Below are 23,064 nucleotides of genomic sequence, written 5' to 3'. Positions count from 1 at the left end.
AACAGCAACGGGAACGGGAACGGGAACGAAATCAGTACCCGCCATGATTGCATACCGGTTGAGGTAAGTGAACCCGGGGGATTCACTTACTCGGCGCGCTGCGTTTCAGTTTTCTACCCGACCGAAGCGCGACCCGCAGCGCATGAAGCAACGCAGTCCAGGGACACCGAGGGTCCGGCTTGGCCGGCCCCAGGTGTCGCCCCCCTTCCAGGGGGGAGCGCCGAAGGCGCGCAGGGGGTGTGTCATTTCGCCGGATTCACCATCACCAGCTTGCCCTTGACCGAGCGAGATCCCATGATCGCGTAGGCCTTGCGCAGCTCGCTCATGGGCAGCGTCTGGTCGATCACCGGCTTGACCTGGCCCTTGGCATACATCGCCGCCAGCGCCTGCATCATCTCGGCATTGGCCTTGGGTTCGCGGCGCGCGAAGTCGCCCCAGAACACGCCCACGATACTCGCGCCCTTGAGCAGGGCGAGGTTCAGCGGCAGCGCGGGAATGGGCCCGCTGGCGAAGCCGACCACCAGGTAGCGTCCGCGCCAGGCGATGGAGCGGAACGCGGGCTCGGCGAAGTCGCCGCCCACGGGGTCGTAGACCACGTCCGGGCCCTTGCCGTCGGTGAGTTGCTTGATCGCCTCGCGCAGGCCTTCCTTTGGCGTGTGCACGTTGTAGTTGATCGTGGCGTCCGCGCCGAGTTGTTTGCACAGTTCGCACTTTTCGTCGCTCGAGGCGGCGGCGATCACGCGCGCGCCGGCGGCCTTGGCGATCTGAATCGCCGAGGTGCCCACGCCCCCGGCTGCGCCGAGGATGAGCACCGTCTCGCCGGCCTTGAGCGCGGCGCGGTCCATGAGCGCGTGCCACGAGGTGGCGTAGATCATGATGAAGGCGGCCGCATCGACCGCCGGGAAGCCCGCAGGCAGCGGCATGCACAGCGCGGCTGGCGCGATGGTGTGGGTGCCGAAGCCGCCCGTGCCGCTCAGGCACGCCACCGACTGGCCCACTTGCAAATGCTTCACGCCTTCGCCCACGGCGCGCACCACCCCCGCATATTCCGAACCGGGCACGAAGGGCAGCGGGGGCTTCATCTGGTACTTGTTCTGCACGATGAGCAGATCGGGAAAGTTCAGGCTCGCGGCCTCGATCTCGATCAGCACCTCGCCCGCCTTGGGCTCGGGTGTGGGCAGTTCTTTCCAGGTCAGCGCCTCGACGCCCACAGGGTTCTCGCACAGCCAGGCATGCATGGTGAAGTCCTCGTTTGGTTGGTCTTGAAAGCGTCCGATGATAGGCAGCGGCGCACCCTGCCCGCAACAGGCACGCCCCGTGCTTGTCACGGGCGTGACCCCACGTTCAACCTAGAATCGCCGCAATGAAAATTCTCATCTCCAACGACGACGGTTACCAGGCGCCCGGCATCGTGGCCTTGTACGAAGCCCTCAAGGGCCTGGCCGAGGTGGAGGTGGTAGCGCCCGAGCACAACAACAGCGCCAAGTCCAACGCGCTGTCGCTGCATTCGCCGCTGTACGTGCACAGCGCGCACAACGGCTTTCGCTACGTCAACGGCACGCCCGCTGACTGCGTGCACATCGCGCTTACCGGCCTGCTGGGCTACCGGCCCGACCTGGTGGTCTCGGGCATCAACAACGGCGCCAACATGGGCGACGACACAATCTATTCCGGCACCGTGGGCGCGGCCATGGAGGGTTATCTGTTCGGCATTCCGGCGATCGCGTTCTCGCAAACCGAAAAGGGCTGGGCGCACCTGGAAGCCGCGGGTGCGATGGCCACCAGGCTGGTGAAGCAACTGTTGCCTTCGCTCGAGAACGGACCGCCGGTGGAGCCCTGGCTGCTCAATGTAAACATCCCGAACCAGCCGCTGGAGGCGATGCGCGGCTTCAAGGTCGCGCGCCTGGGGCGGCGGCATGCGGCCGAGCAGGTGATCTCGCAGACCAACCCGCGCGGCGACACCATGTACTGGATCGGCAGCGCCGGCAAGGCCAAGGACGATGCCGAGGGCACCGATTTCCACGCGTCGTTGCAGGGTTACGCCACCCTCACACCGCTCAAGGTCGATCTCACCGACCACGACCGGCTGGCGTACTGGGCGCCCACCGCGGCGCAGCTGTCCAACGAAGGCAAGGCACCGTGAAACCCAGACCTGGTTTTCCCGCGCGCCTGCCATCGTCCGCACCCGCGGCCACGCCGCGCCACAAACCCTCGGTGGCCGCACAAGCGGCACCGCGCGAAAACAAGGCCCCCGTGCTCAGGCCCAAAGCCGCCGTGCACGTGCCCGACCGGCCGGTGACGCCCGTGGGCCTGGGCATGGAGTCGCAGGCGGTGCGCGCGTCGATGGTGCGCAAGATCCAGGCGCAAGGCGTCACGCATGTGGGTGTGCTCGCCGCGCTGCAGGCGGTGGAGCGGCACCGCTTCGTCGACACGGCGCTGGTCAACCAGGCGTATGAAGACACGAGCCTGCCCATCGGCCTGGGGCAGACGATCTCCAAGCCCGGCGTGGTCGCGCGCATGCTCGAACTGTTGAGCCAGGGCCGCAGTGAGAAGCTGGGCCGCGTGCTGGAGATCGGCACCGGCTGCGGTTACCAGGCCGCGTTAATGAGCCACCTGGCGCGCGAGGTGTACAGCATCGAGCGGCTCAAGGGGCTGCACGAGAAAGCGCGCGAGAACTTGCGCTGGTTCCGCCTGTCCAACGTCCACCTGTTGTTCGGGGACGGCATGCTCGGCTACGCCAAAGGGGCGCCGTATGCCGGCATCATTGCGGCGGCGGGGGGCGAGCAGATCCCGGCGGCGTGGATCGACCAGTTGGCCGTGGGCGGGCGCCTGGTGGCACCGGCGGTGACCGCCGCGGGGCGGCAGAACCTGGTGGTGGTCGACAAAACGGTCACCGGCATCGTTCGTACCGAGCTGGAGGCCGTTCTCTTTGTGCCCCTAAAATCGGGTGTCGCATGACGTTGTGCTTGTTGCATGCCGCACAACGTGAATCTTTCAGGGTCCTGGCTGCGGCTGCGGCCAGGACCCTTGCCATTTGTGGGAGTTTTCATGAGCAAACCTGTTTTCCAAAGTGACCGTCGGGCATCGGCGCGGCCTGTGTGGCAAGGCGTTGTGGCCATGGCCGTCATGCTGATCGCAGCCGGCTGCTCCACGACCCGGGTGTCCGGTCCGGCCCCCGTGGAAGACCGGGGAGGCGCGGCGCGCCCGCCCGCTGTCGTCGCCATGCCCGGCGCCGAAAACGCCGGCAAGCCCGGTTACTACACCGTCAAGCCCGGCGATACGCTGTTCCGCATCGCGCTGGACAGTGGCCAGAACTGGCGCGACGTGCAGGCCTGGAACAACCTGAGCAACCCGAATGCGTTGGAAGTGGGGCAGGTGTTGCGCGTGCAGCCTCCCGTCTCGGCCACCAGCAGCGCACCCGCGACTCCCAATGGTCCCACCACCAGCCCGGTCGCGAGCTCCGGCGTCGTGTCCCGCCCCCTGGAGTCCACGCCACCGTCGGCTGCAGCGCCGCCCGCCACGCCGCCTGCTGCGCCGGCGCCGTCCGCGGGTGCCGATGAAATCACCTTCATCTGGCCCGCGCAAGGCACGGTGATCACGCCATTCGACGACGCCAACAACAAGGGCGTGTCGATCGCCGGCAAGATCGGTGACCCGGTGGTGGCCGCGGCCGACGGCCGTGTGGTCTATGCTGGTGCCGGCCTGCGGGGCTACGGCAACCTGATCATCCTCAAGCACAACAACACCTACCTCACGGCTTACGCCCACAACCAGGCGCTGCTGGTGCGCGAAGACCAGTCCGTGCGCCAGGGGCAGAAGATTGCCGAAATGGGCAGCAGCGACACCGACCGCGTGAAGCTGCACTTCGAGGTGCGCCGCATGGGCAAGCCGGTCGACCCGATCGCGCATCTGCCGAAGAGGTGAACACCCCCCTGCGCCGCTGCGCGGCTTCCCCCCTCCGTGGCGCACCTTCGGTGCTTCGAGGGGGCACGGCAGCTCGGGCCGGCGGAGCCGGACCCTTGCTACCCCTGGACGAAGACATCGCGCGCCGGGTGTCGCCCTCTGAGGCGCTGGGTGTAGTCGGAACCTGATCCACCATGAGCTGGCCGGTTCTCGTTTTCGACATCGAGTCCATTCCAGACGTGGAGGGCCTGCGTCTGCTGCGTGGTGCACCCGCCGATCACAGTGACGAGCAGGTCTACGCGGCCTGGCTGGCGGAACGCGCCGACAAAGGCCAGAGCGACTTCATGCCCTTGCACCTGCAGCGCGTGCTCGTCATCAGCTGCGTCTTCCGCAATGCAGAGGGTCTGCGCGTCCATTCCTTCGTCGACCGCGATGGCCGCAGCGAAGGCAAGGTGGTGCAGACCTTTTTCCACACGGTCGAGAAACACACGCCGCAACTGGTGAGCTGGAACGGTGGCGGCTTCGATCTGCCCGTGCTGCACTACCGCGGCTTGCGCCATGGCGTGGAGGCCAGCAAGTACTGGGACATGGGCGAGGACGACCGCGAGTTCAAGTGGAACAACTACATCGGTCGCTACCACATGCGCCACCTGGACCTGATGGATCTGCTGGCCATGTACTCGCCCAAGAACAACGCACCGCTGGACGCCATGGCCAAGCTCTGCGGCTTTCCCGGCAAGCTCGGCATGGACGGCTCGCAGGTCTATGCGCAATACCTGGCCGGGCAGACCGAGGACATCCGCCGCTACTGCGAGACCGACGTGATGAACACCTACCTGGTGTACTGCCGCTTCCAGAAGATGCGCGGTGGCTTCACCGAGGCCGAGTACGAGCAGGAGATCGCGATGGTGAAGGAGACGCTGGACAACCTGGCGCCTGCCGAGCCGCATTGGGACGAATATCTCAAGGCCTGGTCCTGAATCGGTGTGGCCCCCACGCTGCGCCGCTGCGCGGGTCGCTGCCCCCCGAGGGGGCTGATCCGGCTTGGGGCGGCCCTGCGCCGGATCGTTGCCCCAACGCCTGAGACAATCGGGGCATGACAGCGTCCACAGCCCACGAAAACAGCCTTCTCACCACCGCCAGCGCCCCCGCACCGGGCACTGCATCTACCGCCTTGCCCGAAGGCTGGCTGGCGATCGAATCCCTTGACATCGATGCCCAGGGCATCGCCCACCGACCCGATGGCAAGGTCGTCTTTGTCGAAGGCGCCTTGCCGTTCGAGCACGTCAGCGTGAACGTGCACCGCAAGAAAAACAACTGGGAAGCCGGCACGGTGACGGCCGTGCACCGCGAATCGTCGCAGCGCGTGCGCCCCGGTTGCCCCCACTTCGGCCTGCATGCCGGCGCCTGCGGCGGTTGCAAGATGCAGCACCTGCACGAGGCCGCGCAAGTGGCCATCAAGCAGCGCGTGCTCGAAGACAACCTCTGGCATCTGGGCAAGGTCAAGGCCGAGACCATGATGCGTCCCATCGAGGGGCCGGCTTGGGGCTACCGCTACCGCGCGCGCCTGTCGGTGCGCTACGTGCACAAGAAGGGCGAAGTGCTGATCGGCTTTCACGAACGCAAGAGCCGTTATGTGGCCGACATGCAGGTCTGCCGCGTGCTGCCGCCGCACGTGAGCGCCATGCTCATGCCGCTGCGCCAGATGATCTTCGAGATGGACGCGCGCGAAACCTGCCCGCAGATCGAACTGGCCTGCGGCGACGACGTGACCGCGCTGGTGCTGCGCCACCTGGAGCCGCTGAGCGCCGACGACATGGCGCGCCTGCGCGCCTTCGCCGCGCAGCACGGCGTGCAATGGTGGTTGCAGGCCAAGGGGCCGGACACGGTGAAGCTGCTGGACGAGGTGGGGCCGACGCTGTCGTATGCGCTGCCGGACTTCGGCATCACCATGCCGTTCAAGCCGACCGACTTCACCCAGGTCAACCCCTTCATCAACCGGGTGCTGGTCTCGCGCGCCTTGCGCCTGCTCGATGCGCAGGCGCACGAACGCGTGATCGACTGGTTCTGCGGCCTGGGCAACTTCACGCTGCCCATCGCCACCACGGCGGGCGAGGTGCTCGGCATCGAGGGCAGCGAAACCCTGGTGGCACGATCGCGCGAAAACCTCGCGGGCAATCAGATGGCCCGTGGCAAGCCGCTGGCGCCCACCACCTTCGCCGCGCGCAACCTGTTCGAGATGACGCCCGAGCAACTGGTGGCCGATGGCGTGGCGCAGAAGTGGCTGGTGGACCCGCCGCGCGAAGGCGCGTTCGCGCTGGCCAAGACCATGGCCGATCTGCACCAGAATCCTTCGCTGCGCGGCGGCTGGACGCCCCCGCAGCGCATCGTCTACGTGAGTTGCAACCCGGCCACGCTGGCGCGCGACGCGGGTCTGCTGGTGCACCAGGCGGGCTACCGCTGCGTGGCGGCGGGCGTGGTCAACATGTTTGCGCACACGGCGCACGTGGAGAGCATGGCGGTGTTCGAACTGGACCCGGCGCGCGTGCCGGGCGGCTCGGACACGTCCGCCCAAACCTGAGCGGCTCAGGACCTCTGCGCGTTGCCCGAGGCGGCCTTCTGGGCTTCGGGTGCGCTCGTCGCGCTCGATTCGGATTCGGTGGGCATGCCCACCACCGCGTTCTCTCGCATGTACTGGTCCATCTCGCGCCAGCCCGCGAACACCGCAGCCTTGCCCGCGCGGGGGTAAGCGCCGAAGCAGGCCTCGATGCTTTTCACCGCGTGCCGGCAGGCACTGCCAATGGCCTTGCCTTCGGCTTCCTTCTTGGCGTTGATCTGCGTGGCCGTTTCGATGCCCAGCGCCTCGCAGCCGCTCAGCAGGCTGGCGGCGGCAACGAGCGAAAGGGTGAGGGCGGTGCGTCGCATGGCGGTGGTGTGGATGGGGTCCCACTTGTTTCGACGCACGGGCCTGGAACTTGATGGTGGCGTGGAAAAAAGAAAAAGGACCCGAAGGTCCTTTCTCGAGGAGCGCGGTGGCGTGCCGTGCTTATTCGCGATCGCCGCCAAAGATGCCCAGCAGCATCAGCAGGCTCTGGAAGATGTTGAACAGGCTCAGGTACAGGCCCAGCGTGGCGGTGATGTAGTTGGTTTCGCCGCCATCGACGATGCGCTTGAGGTCGTACAGCAGGTACAGGCTGAACACCACGATCGCCAGGGTGGCGATCACGGCCATGCCCATCGGGCTGCCCACGAACACATTGATGATCGCGCCGATCATGATGGCCAGGGCACCCACGAAGAGCCACTTGCCCAGGCCGGAGAGGTCGCGCTTGATCACGCTGGAGAGGTTGGCCATGATGAAGAATACACCGGCCGTACCGCCAAAGGCCGTCATGATCAGGCTGGAGCCATTGCTGAACCCCAGCACCGAGGCCAGCAGGCGCGAGAGCATCAGCCCCATGAAGAAGGTGAACGCCAGCAGCACGGGCACGCCGGCGGCCGAGTTCTTGGTCTTCTCGATCGCGAACATGAAGGCGAATGCGCCGCCCAGGAAAACGATCAGGCCAATGCCGCCCGTGAGGCTGGCGGTGATGCCGGTCTGCACGCCGATCCAGGCGCCCAACACCGTGGGCAGCATGGACAGCGCCAGCAGCCAGTAGGTGTTGCGCATGACTTTGTTGCGCTGTGCATCGGAGGAAACGGCGGTGCCGAAGCGGCCGCTGGTTTGAACATGGTCGGTCATGGTGGTGATCTCCTTCATCATCTGACGACTGGTGCGCCGGTCGCTGCGCGTCGGGATGACGCGCAACCGGCGAAATTGCATTGTAGGACTCCGATTTGCCGGGCCGGCCGAGCGAACACACGCTTGTTTTGGTAAGGTTACTTGTGACCTGAGGGTCACCAATGCACGCGTTATCGTTCGCATAGCGCACCCGGACGTCATACGCCCGACCTGCAATGCTTCTCTGATTCCCCATTTAGGACCAAGTTCATGAAAACCAAGGCCGTTCTCGAAATCGCTGACGTCAAATCCATCGCGGCAGCGGCCGAAGCCGAAGCTCTGAAAAACAACTGGCCGGTCACGATCGCCATCGTGGACGATGGTGGCCATCTGCTGTGGCTGCAACGCCTGGACGGGGTGGCCGCGATTTCCGCCCACATTGCACCCTCCAAGGCGCGCACGGCTGCGCTGGGGCGCCGCGAAAGCAAGATCTACGAAGACGTGATCAACCAGGGCCGCATGTCTTTCCTGAGCGCGCCCGCGCTGGAGGGCATGCTCGAAGGTGGTGTGCCGATCCTCAAGGACGGCCAGTGCATCGGCGCGGTGGGCGTAAGCGGTGTGAAATCCAACGAAGACGCGCAGATCGCGCGCGCTGGCATCGCCGCCATCGGCCTTTGATGGGATGACAGGTCCCTGCGACCGGGGCCTGTTTCGAATCTGTTATTCTCGCGGTCGAAAAAATGCTTGGCTAACGGAGACATGCGCTCCTTGGCTGGGCCAAAAACGACACGGAAGAGTGGCTCTCCCGGTCGCCCCACGAAAAACTCAAAAAATGCCTGGCTACTGGGGACGAGCCCCCTGGCTGGCCAAAAACGACGCCGGGGAGGGTGATCCCCGGGTCGCCCCACGATTTCTCAACGCTTCAATGCGGCGGCTGTCCTTGCTCACTTGGTGAGGATCAGCTTGCCCTGGCGCGTCGTCTGCAAACGGTACAACGAGCCGTTGTGATCGATCGCCACGACCTTCTGGCCGCGCAACAGTTCGGCACTGGGCAGCACGGAGACGTGCTGGGTTTCCGAGGCTGCTGCGGCAGGCGATGCGGACAAGGGTGCAGACGCAGAAGCGGTGTTCGGGTTCAGGTTCATGGCGTTGCGGGCTCCGTGATGAATCCAATCTTTTTCACCCCGCTGCGTTGCGCCGCCGCCATGGCTTGCGCCACGCGCTCATAGCGCACTGCCTTGTCGCCGCGGATGTGCAATTCGGGCTGGGGTTCCTGCGCGGCCGCCGCGGTGAGTCGGCTGGCGAAGTCGGCGTCGTCCACGCGTTGGTCGTTCCAGAAATAGTGGCCGTCCGCATCCACGGAGAGGCGGATGTTCTCGGGCTTGTCCAGCACCTTCTCCATGCTGGCTTGCGGCAACTCGATGTTGACCGCGTGCTTGATGACCGGCACCGTGATGATGAAGATGATCAGCAAGACCAGCATCACGTCGATGAACGGGATCATGTTGATCTCGCTCATCATGGCGTCGCTGTCTTCTTGGGTTCCGATGGCCATGGCGCGATTCCTCTTCCTTCTTACGAAGCCTTCTTCATCGGCAGTACTTTGCTATCGGCAGCGCTGGTCACGCGGGCGCCGGTGACGAAGTAGGCGTGCAGGTCGTGTGCGAAGCGGTTGAGCTGGTGGCTGATGGTCTTGTTGCCACGCACCAGGGCGTTGAAGCCCAGCACGGCGGGAATGGCAACCAGCAGGCCCAGCGCGGTCATGATCAGCGCCTCACCGATCGGGCCGGCCACGCGGTCGATGCTGACCTGGCCCGCCGCACCGATGCTCAGCAGCGCGTGGTAGATGCCCCAGACCGTGCCGAACAGGCCCACGAACGGGGCGGTCGAGGCGACGGAAGCCAGGACCGACAAACCGCTTTGCGCGCGCGCCGTGTAGTCGTCCACGCTCTTGCGCAGCGAACGCTCGACCCAGTCGCTCACATCCAGGCTGTCGTGCAATTGGCGCTGTGCGGGTGCGCCGTTCAAGCCGTCCTTGTGCAGGATGTGGCGGGTGGCCTCGCGGCCTTCGATGGCGGCGGCGCGGAAGGGGTTGCCTTCCGGCGCACCCAGCTTGTCCAGCCCTTCGGCGAAATCGGCGCTGTGCCAGAAGCCTTCGACACCCTTGGCCTGCGCGCGTTGCGCACGCTGATCCAGCGCCTTCCAAAGGATGATGATCCAGGTGGCGAGGGACATGACGAGCAACACGAGGGCCACCGAGCGGGTGACCCAGTCACCTTGTGTCCAGACGTGGGCGATGCCCGATGTGGCGAACTGCGGATCCATGATGCTCTGACTCCAGGGGAAGAGGTTTATTCCAAGACGAAATTGACGGGGATGTTGAACCACATGGCTGCAGGCACCCCGGCGCGTTTGCCGGGCACGTAGCGCCAGCGTTGCACGGTTTGTAGCGCGGTCTGGTCCAGCCGGTCGTAACCGCTGGAGGTTTGGATCTCGGCGCGGCTGGCCGTGCCATTGACCTCGATGAACGCGCGGATCACGACCTTGCCCTGTTCGCCCATGCGCTTGGAGAGCGAGGGGTAGGGTGGGCGCGGGTTGTTGAGGTAGTCGGCGCTGCTGGAGGGCAGTTCGATGCGGGGCGGCGCGGGCGGGGCCGGCGGAGCAGGCGGAGCCGGAGGGGCTGGCGGCGCAGGAGGGGCCGGCGGAGCGGGTTCGGGCGGGGCCACCACCGGCGCGACGGGGGATGGCGCCTGTTGCTGCACCGGCAGCGGTGTGGGTTCGGGGCGGGGCAGGGGCTTGGGCTGAGGGCGCGGTTTCTGCACCACGGGCTTGGGCGGTGCGGGGGGCGGCGGTTCGGGCGTGACCAGCGGCTGGGCCGGCTCGATCAGCTCGGCCAGGACCTGCACAGGAATCACCATTTCCACGGCGCGGTGCAGCAGGCCGGTTTGCAAGGCCCAGACCACCAGCACATGCAGGCCGACCACGGCACCCACCACGAGAACGCGGCGGTTCACGCGGCGCGCTGGGGTGTGGAGCAGGGAAGGCATGGGAGGCGCGGCACTGGCGCTGGCGGTGGACATGGTGGGTAACGCGAGAAACTCTGCAATTCGGTGGCGTGGGGGCCGCTGAAGAGGCCTTGTTATGAACTATCTGTGCCGAAAAATCCACCCCGCAGCGGCCAACATGAGCATGAAGCTGGTACCGAGAACGGCGAGACCAGTGGTCATGGAGAACCTTTCGGGTGGGCGGCCTGGGCCGGCGTGTATCGGGAAACTGTGGTCATTCTAAACGAGAATGTTTCGCATTCGCATATTCCATCGAAAAAAAAGGAAAGTTTTTAAGGGGGCCAGTTGCAGGTCAGTGCCGACGGGGCTTGATCCAGCGTGCGGCAACCGGTGAGGGCCATGGCGATTTCCAGCTCGTCGCGCAGCAGGCGCAGCACGTGCGCCACGCCGCTGGCGCCGGCGTTGGCCAGGCCTTGCAGCACGGGGCGGCCCACCAGCACGGCGCTGGCGCCCAGGCCGATGGCCTTGAGCACGTCGGTGCCCCGGCGGATGCCGCCGTCTACCAGCACGGGCACCGCGCCTTGCACCGCCTGCGCGACGCGCGGCAGGGCGGCGCAGGTAGCGGTCGCGGTGTCCAGCGTGCGGCCTCCATGGTTGGAGACGATCAGGCCGGCTGCACCGCAGGCCAGCGCTTGCCGGGCGTCGTCGGGGTGCAGGACGCCCTTGAGCAGCACGGGCAGGCGGGTGACCGAGCGCAGCCAGGCCACGTCGTCCCAGGTGGGGGCGTGGTGCAGCAGGTCGTCGAACAAGGCGCTTTGCCCCGCTTCCAGGGTGCGTGCGGGCGCGTGGCGCAGGCCGTCGAGATTGACCGCGCGCAGGCCCTCGGGCAGGCGAAAGCGGGCGCTGCGCTCGCGGTCGCGCGCGCCTTGCACGGGCGCGTCCACGGTGAGCACCAGGGCTTCGTAGCCCGCGCCCTCCGCACGGCGCACGAGCTCCTCGGTGAAGCCACGGTCGGGTTGCAGGTACAGCTGGAACCAGAGCGGTCCGCGTCCGGCCTCGGGCAGGAAGGCCGCGGCGACGTCTTCCAGGCGCGCCGACGCCTGCGTGCTGAACACCAGGCCCGCGCCAAGGGCGGCGGTGGCCAGTGCCGTGGCGTGCTCGCCGTCGGCATGGGCCAGGCATTGGTAGGCCATGGGGGCGACGAGGATGGGGTGGGCCAGCGTGCGCCCGAGCAGGTCCACCCGCGTGTGCCCGCCCGCCAACGGGCGCAGCACGCGGGGCAGCAGCTCCAGTGCGCGCCAGGCCTCCTGGTTGCGGTCCAAAGTGAGTTCATCGCCTGCGGCGCCGAACAGGTAGGCCCAGGTGGCTTCGTCCAGCACGCCGCGCGCGTGCCGCTCGTGGTCGGCCAGGGTGACAAGCGTGTCGGGCAGGTGGCGGCGCGGCGCGGCGGGAGCGGGGTGTGCGGTCATGGGCCTGGGCATGCTGCAGCAAAAACAGGAGCGCCAGCGGGCTGCTGTGGGGTGCTTTGCCGACTATAATTGGGAACCATTCTCATTCATATCCATTATCGTCCACCCTCGGCCGGGCACCGGCTTGGCGTGGATGTTTGTCGAACGCTGGTCATGCACTTCCGAATCCGTCCGTTTTTCCTGGCCGTGAGCTTGTTCGCGGCGGCCTTGCTGCCCGGGCTGGCGTCGGCCCACAGCCTGCTGCTCACGTGCCGGCCGGCGGCCGAAGGCATGGTGCGCTGTGTGGGCGAGTTCTCGGACGGCAGTGACGCGGCGGGCATGTCGGTGCAGGTGCAGGCCTACGACGAACGCGTGCTGCTCAAGAGCACCTTGGGCAGCGATTCGTCCTGGACGTTCAAGCGCCCCGCGGGCGAGTTCTTCGTGCGTCTGGAGGACGGCGGCGAGCACTCCGCCGAGGTCGACCATGCCGACGTGAAACCATGAACGTGCAAGTCGTGAAACCGGCGGGCGCCGGCCACGAAACCTTGTGGGTGTTGCTGGCGGCGGCCTGCACCGTGCTGGTCGCGGCGATCCTGATCGGCGCGCGCGCGCAGCCCGCAGCAGACGCCTCGCTGGCGGCGAACCAGATCGACGCGCGCACACAGCTCAACGCGGTGGAGCAGGGCGTGCACGCCGATCTGCTGGTGGCGGCCGAGGAGATCGCCGCGCTGATGGAAGGCGAGCAGGCGCTGCCGCGCATCGAGCAACTGCGTGAGATGGAGCTGCCGCCGTTCGCCGTGGGCGCTGGTGCGGGCACGCGCGGCGGGCACGAATGGCGCGCCATCGCGCAGGGCCAGAACAGGGCGTATGCGGGGCGCAGCGCAGCGCCCGATGTGGCGGCTTCCATGCTGCTGCGCCTGCCTGCCGCGGACCCCGAGGGCGCGCATGACGCGCATGGCCATGGCGGCGAGCCCCAGGTCTGGGTGCAGCGCCAGGGCCAGGACGCACACCCGTGGCCCGAGCCGCTCGATGACGCTGCGCTCACGCGCCAGGGCTGGCGCCAGGTCGTGGTGCGTTACGACGCGGGCGTCACGCGCAAGGACGTCGCGCACTGATCGGCGCAGCGTCCGTTTTCGTTTCTCTTCTTCTCTCGGAATTCCTTTCATGCAAGACCGCCACAAGCCTTCCGCGCGCCGCCGCACCCTGCTGTCCGCCCTGGCCTGGTCGCCCCTGGCGCTGTGCGCGGCCAGCGCGCCCGCCTGGGCGCAGGCGCGCAAGCTGCGCGTGGGTGTGACCTTGCACCCGTACTACAGCTACGTGGCCAACGTGGTGGGCGAGCTGGCCGAGGTGGTGCCGGTGATTCCCGCCGGGTTCAACCCCCACGCCTACGAACCGCGCACCGAAGACATCAAACGCATCGGCTCGCTCGATGTGATCGTGCTCAACGGCGTCGGGCACGACGACTTCGCCGGCCGTATGGTCAAGGCCAGCGAGAAGCCCGACCTGAAGGTGATCGAGGCCAATGCACAAGTGCCGCTGCTGGCGGCGGTGGGCACGGGCCGCGGCACCTCGGGCAAGGTAGTGAATCCGCACACTTTCCTGTCGGTGACGGCGTCGATCTCGCAGGTCAACACCATTGCGCGCGAACTGGGCAAGCTCGACCCGTCGAACGCCCCGGCCTATACGAACAACGCGCGCGCCTACGCGCAGAAGTTGCGCAAGCTGCGCGCCGACGCGCTGGGCCAGCTGGCCAAGGCGCCCGGCGCAGACTTTCGCATCGCCACCATCCACGGCGCCTACGACTACCTGCTGCGCGAGTTCGGGCTCGAAGTGGCCGCGGTGGTGGAGCCGGCGCACGGCATCGAACCCAGCCCGTCGCAGCTCAAGGGCACGATCGACCAGATCCGCTCGCTCGACGTGAAGGTGATCTTCTCGGAGATGGACTTTCCTTCCGCCTACGTCGACACCATCCGCCGCGAAACCGGCGTGCGCCTCTACGCGCTGACCCACATCTCGCACGGTGCGTACACCGCCGACAAGTTCGAGAAAGAGATTGCCCGCAACCTGGCGACCGTGGTGCGCGCGATCCAGGAGTCCGCATGACCGTTGCTCAGGCGGGAGGCCCGGAGATCGTGTTCGACCGGGTGGATCTCTCGCTCGGCCACACCGAGATCCTGCGGCAGGTGAGCCTGCGCGTGGCGGCAGGCAGCGTGCACGCGCTGGTCGGCCCCAACGGCGGCGGGAAGAGTTCCTTGTTCAAGGCCCTGCTGGGCCAGATGCCCCACCGAGGGCAGATCCGCATGACCTGGCCCGGCGATCGGCCCGGCACCGTGGGCTACGTGCCGCAGGCGCTGGCCTTCGACGCCGGCCTGCCGATGACGGTGCTGGATTTCATGGGCGCGATGTGCCAGCGCCGACCGGTGTTCCTGGGCTTGTCGCCCCGCTGGAGGCCACGGGTGGAGCAGGCCTTGCAGCAGGTGGGCATGTGGGAGAAAGCCGCTCGCCGCATGGGTGCGCTCTCGGGCGGCGAACGCCAGCGCGTGCTGCTGGCGCAGGCGCTGATTCCCTCGCCCGATCTGATCCTGCTCGACGAGCCCATGTCCGCGCTGGACGAGGCCGGTGTCGACACCTTCGAGCGCCTGCTCGCGCATTGGCGCGCGACCCGCGTCACCGTGCTGTGGATCGAGCACGATCTCGATGCCGTCACGCGCATGGCCGACCACGTGAGCGGCCTGAGCCGCCAGGTGCTGTTCGATGGTCACGCCGCCACCACATTGACCCCGGAACGCGTGCTGGCGCTGTTCTCCAGCCGCGCGCGGCGCGACGAGAAAGAGGTGGCGTGATGGGCGCTCTGGAATCCCTGCGCCAGTCGATCCAGCACATGGCCGAACAGGGCAGCTTGCCGGCCTCGCTGGCCTACGGCTTTGTGGTCAACGCGGTGCTGGCCGGCCTGTGCATCGGCCCGGTGCTCGGTGGCCTGGGCACGCTGGTGGTGGTCAAGCGCCTGGCCTTCTTCTCGGAGGCGGTGGGCCATGCGGCGCTCACCGGTGTGGCCATCGGCATTCTGCTGGGCGAACCCTACACCGGGCCCTACGGTAGCCTGTTCGCGTACTGCCTGCTGTTCGGCATGATGCTGAACTACCTGCGCAACCGCACCGGCCTCTCGCCCGACACCTTGATCGGCGTCTTCCTCGCCGTCTCGCTGGCGATGGGGGCGAGCCTGCTGCTCATGCTCTCGGGGCGCGTGAACATCCACATTCTGGAGAACGTGCTGTTCGGCTCGGTGCTCACGGTGGATGCCAACGACCTGCTGGTGCTCGCGGTGGTCGGTGCGCTCGTGCTGGCCCTCACCGTGCCGCTCTACAACCGCTTCATGCTGGCCAGCTTCAACCCGCAGCTGGCCAGCGTGCGCGGGGTGCGCGTGAAGCTGCTGGACTACCTGTTCGTGGTGCTGGTGACGATCGTCACGGTGGCTTCGGTGAAGGTGATCGGCGCGATCCTGGTGGGCGCCTTGCTCATCATTCCCGCCGCCGCCGCCCGGCTGCTGAGCCTGTCCTTGCGCGGCTTCTTCTGGCTGAGTGTGCTGATCGCTACCGTCAGCACCCTGGTCGGCATTCTGGTGCCGATCGAACTCGAACTGCCGGTGCCTTCGGGCGCGGCCATCATTCTCACGGCCGGCGCGTTGTTCGCGCTCGCGGCCATCGTGCGGGGGTTCACCCCGTCGTTGAAAGGACATGCCGGATGACCTCGCGTCGCTCTTTGGGTCCGTGGTTGGGCCCGTGGTTTCGCACCGGGCTCCTGGCCTTGTCGTTGGGCGCCACGTCGGTGGCCTTCGCGCAGCCAGCGGCAAAGCCCGCTGCGTCAGCGGCCATGCCGGCGCGCCTGCTCGTTTCGCACCCGGTGGTGGCCGCGCTCACCACTGTGCTGGTGCACGACACTGGCATCGGCGTGCTGCGGCCGGCTCCCGAAACGCTGCCGCCGAACCGCCAGCTCGCGTTCTTTTCCGGCCGCGGCGCGAACGCGCTGGGCGAAGCCGCGCGGCAGGCCGATGCCGTGGTCGCGTTGCGCTCCATCTGGCCGGACGACCCGTTGTTTCCGCTGGCACGCCGCGAGAACATTCGCCTGATCGAGATCGATGCGGCGCGGCCGCTCGACGCCTCCTTGCCGGGCATGGCCTTGCAGGAGCAGGCCGCTTCTGCGAACGATCTGCCCTGGTTGGACCCGGTGAACCTCGGCCGCATGGCCGACGTGATCGTGGGCGACGTCGCGCGCCTGGTGCCGGTGGCGAAGGCGCGCTTGCAGGCCAATGCCGCCGCGCTGCGCCGGCAGGTGCTGGACATCACCGCGCAGAGCGAAGCCCGTTTGGCCACGGCCAGCAACGTGGCCGTGTTCAGCCTGTCGGACCGGCTGCACTACCTCGTCAACGGCTTCAACCTCGATCTCGCGGGCACCGACGCGCGCGCCGACGAAGCTTGGACCCCGCAAGCCCTGGCCGACCTGACCAAGCAGTTGCGCAGTGCGTCGGTGGCCGCCGTGCTGCACCACCGCGAGCTGCCGGCCCCCGTGGCGCAGGCCGTGCAACAAGCCGGCGTGAAAACCATCGTGCTGCAAACCGAAGGCCGCGACCCGATCGCGGAACTGCGCGAGAACAGCGAACGGCTGAGTGCGATCGCACAGCGCTGAAGCCAACAGCCGGCAATGTGTCCGGCGCGACGTGACCACACGACCAGGGCTCCCGAGGATCCGGCTTTGCCGGTCCCAGGGAGCGCCCCCTGGGGGGAAGCCGCTCACACCGTGAGCGGCTGCGGGGGGGGCTCGTACTTGTAGCCCAGGCCGTACACGGAGTGGATGAGTTCGTACTCGGGTAAGCGTTCCTGGATCTTGCGCCGCAGCTTCTTGATGTGGCTGTCCACGGTGCGGTCCGAGACGATGCGCTCGTCCTGGTACATCGCATCCATCAGCTGTTCGCGCGAGAAGATGCGCCCGGGCCGCGCGCTCAGCACCTTGAGCAACTGGTATTCCACGGCGGTCAGGCCCAGGTCGTGGCCGGCGATGGTGGCGCGCCAGGCGGCGTCATCCAGCACCAGGCCTTGGAGCGACTCCTCGGTGGCGGGCACCGCATGCGTGCCGCGGCGCAGCACCGCCTTCACGCGCGCCACCACTTCGCGCGGGCTGAAGGGCTTGCAGATGTAGTCGTCCGCGCCCAGCTCCAGGCCGAGCAACCGGTCGATTTCCTCCACGCGCGCCGTCACCATGATGATGGCCGGCGCGGGCCGCCCGGGTGCGCCGGCGCGCAGGGCCTTGCAGATGTCCAGGCCGCTCTTGCCCGGCAGCATCAGGTCGAGCAGCACGAGATCCACCAGATGGTGTTCCAGCCAGGGCTCGACCTCGTCGCCACGTGTGAGGTGGTGCGTGTCGTAGCCCGACTGCCGCAGGTAGTCCAGCAGCACGCCAGCGATCTTGTTTTCGTCTTCGACGATCAGGATGCGTTCAGCCATTCGCGGTCTCGGTTTGCAGCGGCCACCAGATGTCCCAGCGCAAGCCGCCGAGCGCGCTGGCCGAGGCCTGCATGCGCCCGCCATGGCCTTCGACGATGGCGTTGGCGATCGCCAGGCCCAGGCCCGAGCCGCCGCTGGCGCTGGCGCGCGAGGCATCCACGCGGTAGAGGCGCTCGGTCAGATGGGGCAGGGCCTCGGGCGGAACGCCGGGGCCGCTGTCTTCCCAGGTCAGGCGGGCCTCGGCGCCGTCGCGTTGCACCTGCACGCGCAGCGTGGCGGGCGCGTCGCTGTAGCGCTGGGTGTTCTGCAACAGGTTGGAGAGCACCTGGTCGAGCCGGTCGCCATCGGCGCGGATCTCCAGGCCGTCGGCCAGATCGGTCTGTACCTGCAAGGCCTTGCCCGGCGGGCTGTTCGCGTCGCTGAGGTGGTGGTCGACGAAGCGGCCGAGGTCGACGGCGGTGAAACGGTAGTCCAGCGCGCCCAAGTCGGACAGCGAAAGCAGGCGCAGGTCTTCCACCAGCCGCGTGAGCCGGCTCACCTCTTGTGCCAGCGAGTTCAGGTTGGCGTGGTCGGGCTGGCGGATGCCGTCCTGCAGCGCCTCGATCTCGGCGCGCAAGGTCGCCAGCGGCGTGCGCAGTTCGTGCGCGATGTCGGCGATCCATTGCTGGCGTGCGGTTTGCGCGGCCTGCAAGGAGGTGGCCATGTGGTTGAAGGCCTGCGCGAGCTGGGCCAGCTCGTCGTGGCCCTGGGCCTGCAGGCGCACCCCGTAGTCGCCCCGCGCGACCGCGCTGGTGCCGGCACCGAGTTCGCGCAGGCGTCCCGACAGCCAGCGCGCGATCAGGGCCGCGTTCAGCAGCACCGCTGCCAGCAGGCCGAGCGCGATGGCCGCGTAGGTGCGCGTCTGCTGCGCCTGGAACACGCGTTCGAGCGACGTCACCATCTGCAGGCGCGGCACATAGCCCAGGTAGCCCACGCGCTGGCCGTTCACGTCGATGGGCTTGAACACCGCCTGCTCGGCCCGGCCCTCGGGTCCCATGATCAATTCGCGCTGGGCATCGAACAGCATGAGGCGGGGGTCGATGGTGAGCGCGGGCTGGGCGTTGCTGCTGGGTTCGGGTGGTGGTGGCGGCGCAGGCGGAGTGGCCGTGGCTTGCGCACCGGGCGCGTCCGCCGGGGCTGCGCTGCCGGAGGTGCCCTGCAGTTGTCCTTGCTCGCCGGGCCGGCGCTGCTGGCGGTTGCCGCCACCGAGCGTCTCGCGCGAGAGCTCGAACCAGCGCTGGCGGTCGCCCACGATCCAGTCCCAGTTGTGGCCGTTCTGGCGGTAGCCGTCGGCCAGGCGCACGACCAGGGGCTGCAGGCGCGTCTCGTCGACCCGGTTCAGGTACTCGACCAGGCCCTTGTCGAAACTCCAGCTGTAGATGAGGTAGGCCGTCATGACCAGCACGACGTTGGCGCCGGCGATGGCCAGGAAGAGCTTGGTGCGCAGGGTGTCGAACCGCGAGAGCCAGCCGCGCGGGCGAGGGGAGGGCGTGGTGGTCGGGAAAGGCATGGCGCTACAGAGACTAAACGCAAATCTTTCAAACTTTGTGCAAGCCGTGTCGATCTGCGTGCTCATTCTTTCCATATTTGCGCGGCAATATCCCCCTACATTTCCGAGCACGCACCGCCGTCCTGGTGCCGCTCCATTCCAACCACCACCGATATGAACGAAGTCAAACGTGAAGGGGGCAAGGCGCCCACCGCCCGCCGCAAGACCTGGAAACGGGCGCTGATCGCGCTGGTGGGCCTGGCCGTGATCGGCGGGGTCGGCGGTTTCTCGTACTACCGCTGGGGCCCGGGCGCCAAGACCGAGAACGCCTACATCACCGCCACGGTGCAGCGCGGCGACATCGAAGACCAGGTGAGTGCCACCGGCTCCCTGCAGCCACGCGACTACGTGGACGTGGGGGCTCAGGTATCGGGCCAGTTGCGCAAGATCCATGTGGAAGTGGGCTCCGAGGTGAAGGAAGGCGACCTGCTGGCCGAGATCGATGCCGAGACCTCGCAGGCGCGGGTGGACGCGAGCCGCGCCCAGTTGCGCTCGCAGACGGCGCAGATGGCCGAGCGCGAACTCACGCTGGCCAAAACCGAGCGCGACTTGCAGCGCCAGAAGAACCTGATGGCTGAAGAGGCCACCACCACCGAGACCTTGCAAAACGCCGAGACGGCGGTGAAGACCGCGCGCGCGCAGATCAATTCGCTCAAGGCGTCGATGGAGCAGTTGCAGGCCAGCATGCGGGTCGAAGAAGCCAACCTCAAGTTCACCAAGATCTATGCGCCCATGGCCGGCACCGTGGTAAGCATCACCGCGCGCCAGGGCCAGACGCTCAACACCAACCAGTCGGCGCCGACCATCCTGCGCATCGCCGACCTGTCGGTGATGACGGTGCAGACACAGGTGTCCGAAGCCGACGTGAGCAAGCTGCGCGGCGGCATGCCGGTGTACTTCACCACGCTGGGCGGCCAGGGACGCCGCTGGTATGGCGAGCTCAAGAAGATCGAACCCACGCCCACGGTGACGAACAACGTGGTGCTGTACAACGCGCTCTTCGAGGTGCCCAACAACAACCGCAGCCTCATGACGAGCATGACTGCGCAGGTGTTCTTCGTGGTGGCCGAGGCCAAGGATGTGCTGGTGGTGCCGATGTCGGCGCTGACGATGCAGCGGGGTGCCCAGGGCAACCGGGGCGCTCAGCAGGGCGGTGCCGGTGGTCGCGGGCCCGGTGCGGGTTCCGGTCCTTCAGCGCCCGCCGCGACGCCACCTTCGTCGCCCTCGGGCACCCCCGCTCCCGCTACACCGGCGCCGCGCGGCACCAGCACCTCGTCCATTCCCGGCGACGCCTTCAAGACCGTGGCGGACACGGTGCTCTTGGCGCAGGCCGGCGGTGCGTCGGGCGAGCGCCCGCGCATGGACCGCGAAGCGTTCCAGAACATGTCGGAAGAAGAACGCGCCAAGTTGCGCGAGCAGCGCCGCAAGGAGCGCGAGCAGAACGGATCGCAGGCACAGAAGGGCGGTGGAGCTGCCAGTGGCACCAGTGGCGCAACGGCCGAAGCGGGCAAGAAGCCGAGCGCGCCAGCGCAGGGCGCCAACGGTGCGGCGCGCACGCCGTCCGCCGCGGCCGACGGCAAGCCGGCCAACGCCAACGCCAACCTCAGCGGCATGCCGCGAGGCGAGGGCGGGCTGCGCGCACCGCGGGGCCCGCGCCAGGCCAAGGTGAAAGTCATGCTGGCCGACGGCAGCATCGAGGAGCGCGAGGTCACCATCGGCGTCTCCAACCGCGTGCACGCCGAGGTGCTCTCGGGCTTGAGCGAAGGCGATCGGGTGATCGCCGGTGTGCGCGAACCCGAGCGCGCCACCACCAACACGCAGCGCCAGGGCACGGGCGTGGGCCAGCAGAACTTCGGTGGTCCCGGCGGTGCGCCGGCCGGAGCGCGTCGATGAGCCAGTTGCCGCAGTCGCCCGAAGTGCAAGCGCTGCGCGCCGCGCCGCAGGGGCTGGGCGTGCCGCTGATCGACCTGAGCGGCATCACCAAGACCTACCAGAACGGCGATCTGTCGGTCGAAGTGCTGCACGGCATCGACCTGCAGATCTATCCGGGCGAACTGGTGGCCATCATGGGGGCGTCCGGTTCGGGCAAGTCCACCTTGATGAACATTCTCGGCTGCCTGGACAAGCCCACGACCGGCCGCTACCGCTTCATGGGCCGCGACGTGTCGGAACTGGAGCGCGACGAACTCGCCGAGTTGCGCCGCGACGCCTTTGGCTTCGTGTTCCAGAGCTACAACCTGATCGCCACCGGCACGGCGGCGGACAACGTGGAAGTGCCCGCCGTGTACGCCGGCATTCCGCCCGAGGAGCGGCACGCGCGGGCCGCCGAACTGCTCACCTCGCTGGGTCTGGGCGACCGCATGCACCACCGGCCCAACCAGCTCTCGGGCGGGCAGCAGCAGCGCGTGTCGATCGCGCGCGCCCTCATGAACGGCGGCCGCGTGATCCTGGCCGACGAGCCCACCGGCGCGCTGGACAGCAAGAGCGGTGCGGACGTGATGGTCTTGCTCAAGCAACTGGCCGCGCAGGGCCACACGGTGATCCTCATCACCCACGCGCGGGAAGTGGCCGAACACGCACACCGCGTGATCGAGATCAAGGACGGCAACATCGTCTCCGACGCCGGGCCTCGGCCGCCCGAAGGCGAGGCGGCGCTGGCCGCGCAGAACTGGACCGCGCGCGCAGGCCGCATCTCGCATGTGAGCGACATTCTCGAGGCCGCGAAAACCGCGTGGCGCGCGCTCAAGGCCAATGTGTTCCGCGCCATCCTCACCTTGCTCGGTATCGTCATCGGCGTGGCCTCGGTGATCGCCATGCTCGCCATTGGCGACGGCGCCAAGCAGGTGGTGATCGACCGCATCAGCGCCATGGGCTCCAACCTGCTGCTGGTGCGCCCCGGCGCGCCCAACCAGCGCGGTTTCCAGAACACCGCCACGCTGGTGCTGCCGGACGTGCAAGCGATCGACAAGGAGGTGCCCAACGTGCTGGCGGCCGTGCCCGAGCAAAGCAGCAACGCGACGCTGCGCTACGGCGAGGCGGATTATTCGAGCAGCATCCTCGGCACCTCGTCGAAGTTCCCGCTGGCGCGGCAATGGAAGGTGAAGACAGGCACCTTCTTCACCGACGAGGACGAGGCCGAATACGCCACCGTGGCGGTGCTCGGGCAGACCGTGGCCAACGCGCTGTTCCCGGGCGGCGAAGATCCCCTGGGCAAGTACATCCTGGTCAACAACCTGATCTTCCAGGTGACCGGTGTGATGACCGCGCGCGGCGCCTCGCCCAATGGACAGGACCAGGACGACGTGGTGCTGGTGCCGTACGCCACGAGCCAGTTGCGGCTGTCGGGCCAGCGCTTCCTGCGCAACGTGACGGTGGCGGTGTCCGACGTGAGCCGCATCGACGAGACGCAATCGGCGGTGGAGTCGCTGCTGGCCGAGCGCCATGGCGTGATCGACTTCCAGATCCGCAACATGGCCTCGATCATCGACACGGCCACCGAGACGCAGAACACCATGACCATCCTGTTGGGCTCGATCGCGGCGATCTCGCTGCTGGTGGGCGGCATCGGGGTGATGAACATCATGCTGGTGAGCGTGACCGAGCGCACCCGCGAGATCGGCATCCGCATGGCCACCGGCGCCCGCACGCGCAACATCCTGCAGCAGTTCCTGATCGAGGCGCTGGTGGTCTCGGCCATCGGTGGCCTGGTCGGCGTGGTCATTGGCCTGGGCGTGGCCTTCGTGATCGACGCCACCGGGACGGCGGTGCAGTACTCCGTGGCGCCCGTCGTGCTGGCGTTCGGCTGTGCCTTCGCCACCGGCCTGGTCTTTGGCTTTCTGCCCGCGCGCAAGGCCGCGGGCCTGGACCCCGTCGTCGCCCTGTCTTCCGAATGAGCACGCAC

Annotated in this window: 24 protein-coding genes; 14 read left to right on the top strand and 10 right to left on the bottom strand. The window is 67.6% G+C overall.

All coding sequences use genetic code 11. The features are described from left to right. Positions 1 to 242 precede the first annotated feature (242 nt). Complete coding sequence (locus F9K07_RS18415) at positions 243 to 1,238, bottom strand: NADPH:quinone oxidoreductase family protein (RefSeq protein ID WP_159594806.1); 996 nt, start codon at positions 1,236 to 1,238, stop codon at positions 243 to 245. A gap of 125 nt (positions 1,239 to 1,363) precedes the next feature. Between F9K07_RS18415 and surE the strand changes: the two genes are divergently transcribed. The 5 genes from surE (at position 1,364) to rlmD (ending at position 6,484) form a co-directional block, all read left to right on the top strand. Continuing rightward, on the top strand, positions 1,364 to 2,143 hold the full coding sequence (surE, locus tag F9K07_RS18410) for a 5'/3'-nucleotidase SurE (protein ID WP_159594805.1): 780 nt from the start codon (positions 1,364 to 1,366) through the stop codon (positions 2,141 to 2,143). Further along, complete coding sequence (locus F9K07_RS18405) at positions 2,140 to 2,958, top strand: protein-L-isoaspartate(D-aspartate) O-methyltransferase (protein ID WP_442907336.1); 819 nt, start codon at positions 2,140 to 2,142, stop codon at positions 2,956 to 2,958. Before surE ends, F9K07_RS18405 begins: the two co-directional genes overlap by 4 nt. A 159-nt stretch (positions 2,959 to 3,117) precedes the next feature. Continuing rightward, complete coding sequence (locus F9K07_RS18400) at positions 3,118 to 3,924, top strand: peptidoglycan DD-metalloendopeptidase family protein (RefSeq protein ID WP_159596996.1); 807 nt, start codon at positions 3,118 to 3,120, stop codon at positions 3,922 to 3,924. 173 nt (positions 3,925 to 4,097) lie between these two features. Next, positions 4,098 to 4,883 carry a 3'-5' exonuclease gene (locus tag F9K07_RS18395; protein ID WP_159594804.1) on the top strand — a complete coding sequence of 262 codons (786 nt, stop codon included), beginning with the start codon at positions 4,098 to 4,100 and terminating at the stop codon, positions 4,881 to 4,883. Between the two features lie 116 nt (positions 4,884 to 4,999). Then, the gene (gene rlmD, locus F9K07_RS18390) at positions 5,000 to 6,484 is read left to right on the top strand and encodes a 23S rRNA (uracil(1939)-C(5))-methyltransferase RlmD (RefSeq protein ID WP_159594803.1); all 1,485 of its coding nucleotides are present in this window, start codon (positions 5,000 to 5,002) and stop codon (positions 6,482 to 6,484) included. A 5-nt stretch (positions 6,485 to 6,489) separates the two neighbouring features. Here rlmD and F9K07_RS18385 read toward each other — a convergent pair whose 3' ends face one another. Both F9K07_RS18385 and F9K07_RS18380 read right to left on the bottom strand, forming a co-directional pair. Beyond that, entirely contained in the window at positions 6,490 to 6,828 is a 339-nt protein-coding gene (locus F9K07_RS18385) for a hypothetical protein (RefSeq protein ID WP_159594802.1), read from the bottom strand. A gap of 121 nt (positions 6,829 to 6,949) precedes the next feature. Beyond that, positions 6,950 to 7,645, bottom strand: coding sequence for a Bax inhibitor-1 family protein (locus tag F9K07_RS18380; RefSeq protein ID WP_201451589.1), 696 nt, complete (start codon positions 7,643 to 7,645; stop codon positions 6,950 to 6,952). A 249-nt stretch (positions 7,646 to 7,894) separates the two neighbouring features. On the opposite strand from F9K07_RS18380, the gene F9K07_RS18375 reads away from it, so the two are divergent. After that, on the top strand, positions 7,895 to 8,302 hold the full coding sequence (locus tag F9K07_RS18375; RefSeq protein ID WP_159594801.1) for a GlcG/HbpS family heme-binding protein: 408 nt from the start codon (positions 7,895 to 7,897) through the stop codon (positions 8,300 to 8,302). A gap of 266 nt (positions 8,303 to 8,568) precedes the next feature. Here F9K07_RS18375 and hemP read toward each other — a convergent pair whose 3' ends face one another. The 5 genes from hemP to F9K07_RS18350 all read right to left on the bottom strand — a co-directional run bounded on the left by hemP (position 8,569) and on the right by F9K07_RS18350 (position 12,098). After that, positions 8,569 to 8,769, bottom strand: a complete 201-nt coding sequence (gene hemP / locus F9K07_RS18370) for a hemin uptake protein HemP (RefSeq protein WP_159594800.1) — start codon at positions 8,767 to 8,769, stop codon at positions 8,569 to 8,571. Further along, positions 8,766 to 9,179 carry an ExbD/TolR family protein gene (locus F9K07_RS18365; RefSeq protein ID WP_159594799.1) on the bottom strand — a complete coding sequence of 138 codons (414 nt, stop codon included), beginning with the start codon at positions 9,177 to 9,179 and terminating at the stop codon, positions 8,766 to 8,768. Before F9K07_RS18365 ends, hemP begins: the two co-directional genes overlap by 4 nt. A 20-nt stretch (positions 9,180 to 9,199) precedes the next feature. Then, positions 9,200 to 9,949: a MotA/TolQ/ExbB proton channel family protein gene (locus F9K07_RS18360; protein ID WP_159594798.1), complete on the bottom strand. Its 750-nt coding sequence runs from the start codon at positions 9,947 to 9,949 to the stop codon at positions 9,200 to 9,202. Between the two features lie 26 nt (positions 9,950 to 9,975). Next, positions 9,976 to 10,671, bottom strand: a complete 696-nt coding sequence (locus tag F9K07_RS18355; RefSeq protein ID WP_159596994.1) for an energy transducer TonB — start codon at positions 10,669 to 10,671, stop codon at positions 9,976 to 9,978. Positions 10,672 to 10,961: 290 nt separating this feature from the next. Continuing rightward, the gene (locus F9K07_RS18350) at positions 10,962 to 12,098 is read right to left on the bottom strand and encodes an alpha-hydroxy acid oxidase (protein WP_159594797.1); all 1,137 of its coding nucleotides are present in this window, start codon (positions 12,096 to 12,098) and stop codon (positions 10,962 to 10,964) included. A gap of 153 nt (positions 12,099 to 12,251) precedes the next feature. On the opposite strand from F9K07_RS18350, the gene F9K07_RS18345 reads away from it, so the two are divergent. From F9K07_RS18345 to F9K07_RS18320, 6 genes are read left to right on the top strand one after another with little or no spacing between them, the layout of a single operon-like run. Next, complete coding sequence (locus tag F9K07_RS18345) at positions 12,252 to 12,581, top strand: hypothetical protein (protein ID WP_159594796.1); 330 nt, start codon at positions 12,252 to 12,254, stop codon at positions 12,579 to 12,581. Continuing rightward, positions 12,578 to 13,192, top strand: a complete 615-nt coding sequence (locus F9K07_RS18340) for a DUF6162 family protein (RefSeq protein WP_159594795.1) — start codon at positions 12,578 to 12,580, stop codon at positions 13,190 to 13,192. Before F9K07_RS18345 ends, F9K07_RS18340 begins: the two co-directional genes overlap by 4 nt. A 49-nt stretch (positions 13,193 to 13,241) precedes the next feature. Continuing rightward, positions 13,242 to 14,180, top strand: a complete 939-nt coding sequence (locus F9K07_RS18335) for a metal ABC transporter solute-binding protein, Zn/Mn family (RefSeq protein ID WP_159594794.1) — start codon at positions 13,242 to 13,244, stop codon at positions 14,178 to 14,180. Continuing rightward, the gene (locus F9K07_RS18330) at positions 14,177 to 14,920 is read left to right on the top strand and encodes a metal ABC transporter ATP-binding protein (protein WP_159594793.1); all 744 of its coding nucleotides are present in this window, start codon (positions 14,177 to 14,179) and stop codon (positions 14,918 to 14,920) included. The genes F9K07_RS18335 and F9K07_RS18330 overlap by 4 nt, the downstream gene beginning before the upstream one ends. Next, entirely contained in the window at positions 14,920 to 15,822 is a 903-nt protein-coding gene (locus F9K07_RS18325) for a metal ABC transporter permease (protein ID WP_236581324.1), read from the top strand. The genes F9K07_RS18330 and F9K07_RS18325 overlap by 1 nt, the downstream gene beginning before the upstream one ends. Continuing rightward, positions 15,819 to 16,760: a metal ABC transporter solute-binding protein, Zn/Mn family gene (locus F9K07_RS18320; RefSeq protein ID WP_159594792.1), complete on the top strand. Its 942-nt coding sequence runs from the start codon at positions 15,819 to 15,821 to the stop codon at positions 16,758 to 16,760. The genes F9K07_RS18325 and F9K07_RS18320 overlap by 4 nt, the downstream gene beginning before the upstream one ends. 104 nt (positions 16,761 to 16,864) lie before the next feature. On the opposite strand, the gene F9K07_RS18315 is transcribed toward F9K07_RS18320, so the two are convergent. Together F9K07_RS18315 and F9K07_RS18310 are read right to left on the bottom strand one after the other, a co-directional pair. Then, positions 16,865 to 17,575 carry a response regulator gene (locus tag F9K07_RS18315; protein WP_159594791.1) on the bottom strand — a complete coding sequence of 237 codons (711 nt, stop codon included), beginning with the start codon at positions 17,573 to 17,575 and terminating at the stop codon, positions 16,865 to 16,867. After that, on the bottom strand, positions 17,568 to 19,124 hold the full coding sequence (locus F9K07_RS18310; protein ID WP_159594790.1) for an ATP-binding protein: 1,557 nt from the start codon (positions 19,122 to 19,124) through the stop codon (positions 17,568 to 17,570). Before F9K07_RS18310 ends, F9K07_RS18315 begins: the two co-directional genes overlap by 8 nt. A gap of 153 nt (positions 19,125 to 19,277) precedes the next feature. On the opposite strand from F9K07_RS18310, the gene F9K07_RS18305 reads away from it, so the two are divergent. Together F9K07_RS18305 and F9K07_RS18300 are read left to right on the top strand one after the other, a co-directional pair. Further along, complete coding sequence (locus F9K07_RS18305; protein ID WP_159594789.1) at positions 19,278 to 21,056, top strand: efflux RND transporter periplasmic adaptor subunit; 1,779 nt, start codon at positions 19,278 to 19,280, stop codon at positions 21,054 to 21,056. Then, positions 21,053 to 23,056, top strand: coding sequence for a MacB family efflux pump subunit (locus F9K07_RS18300; protein ID WP_159594788.1), 2,004 nt, complete (start codon positions 21,053 to 21,055; stop codon positions 23,054 to 23,056). Before F9K07_RS18305 ends, F9K07_RS18300 begins: the two co-directional genes overlap by 4 nt. The last annotated feature ends 8 nt before the right edge of the window (positions 23,057 to 23,064 follow it).

This window comes from Hydrogenophaga sp. BPS33, assembly GCF_009859475.1.
In the GTDB taxonomy this organism is placed as follows: domain Bacteria; phylum Pseudomonadota; class Gammaproteobacteria; order Burkholderiales; family Burkholderiaceae_C; genus Hydrogenophaga.
This window is presented reverse-complemented; position numbering and strand designations above follow the sequence as displayed.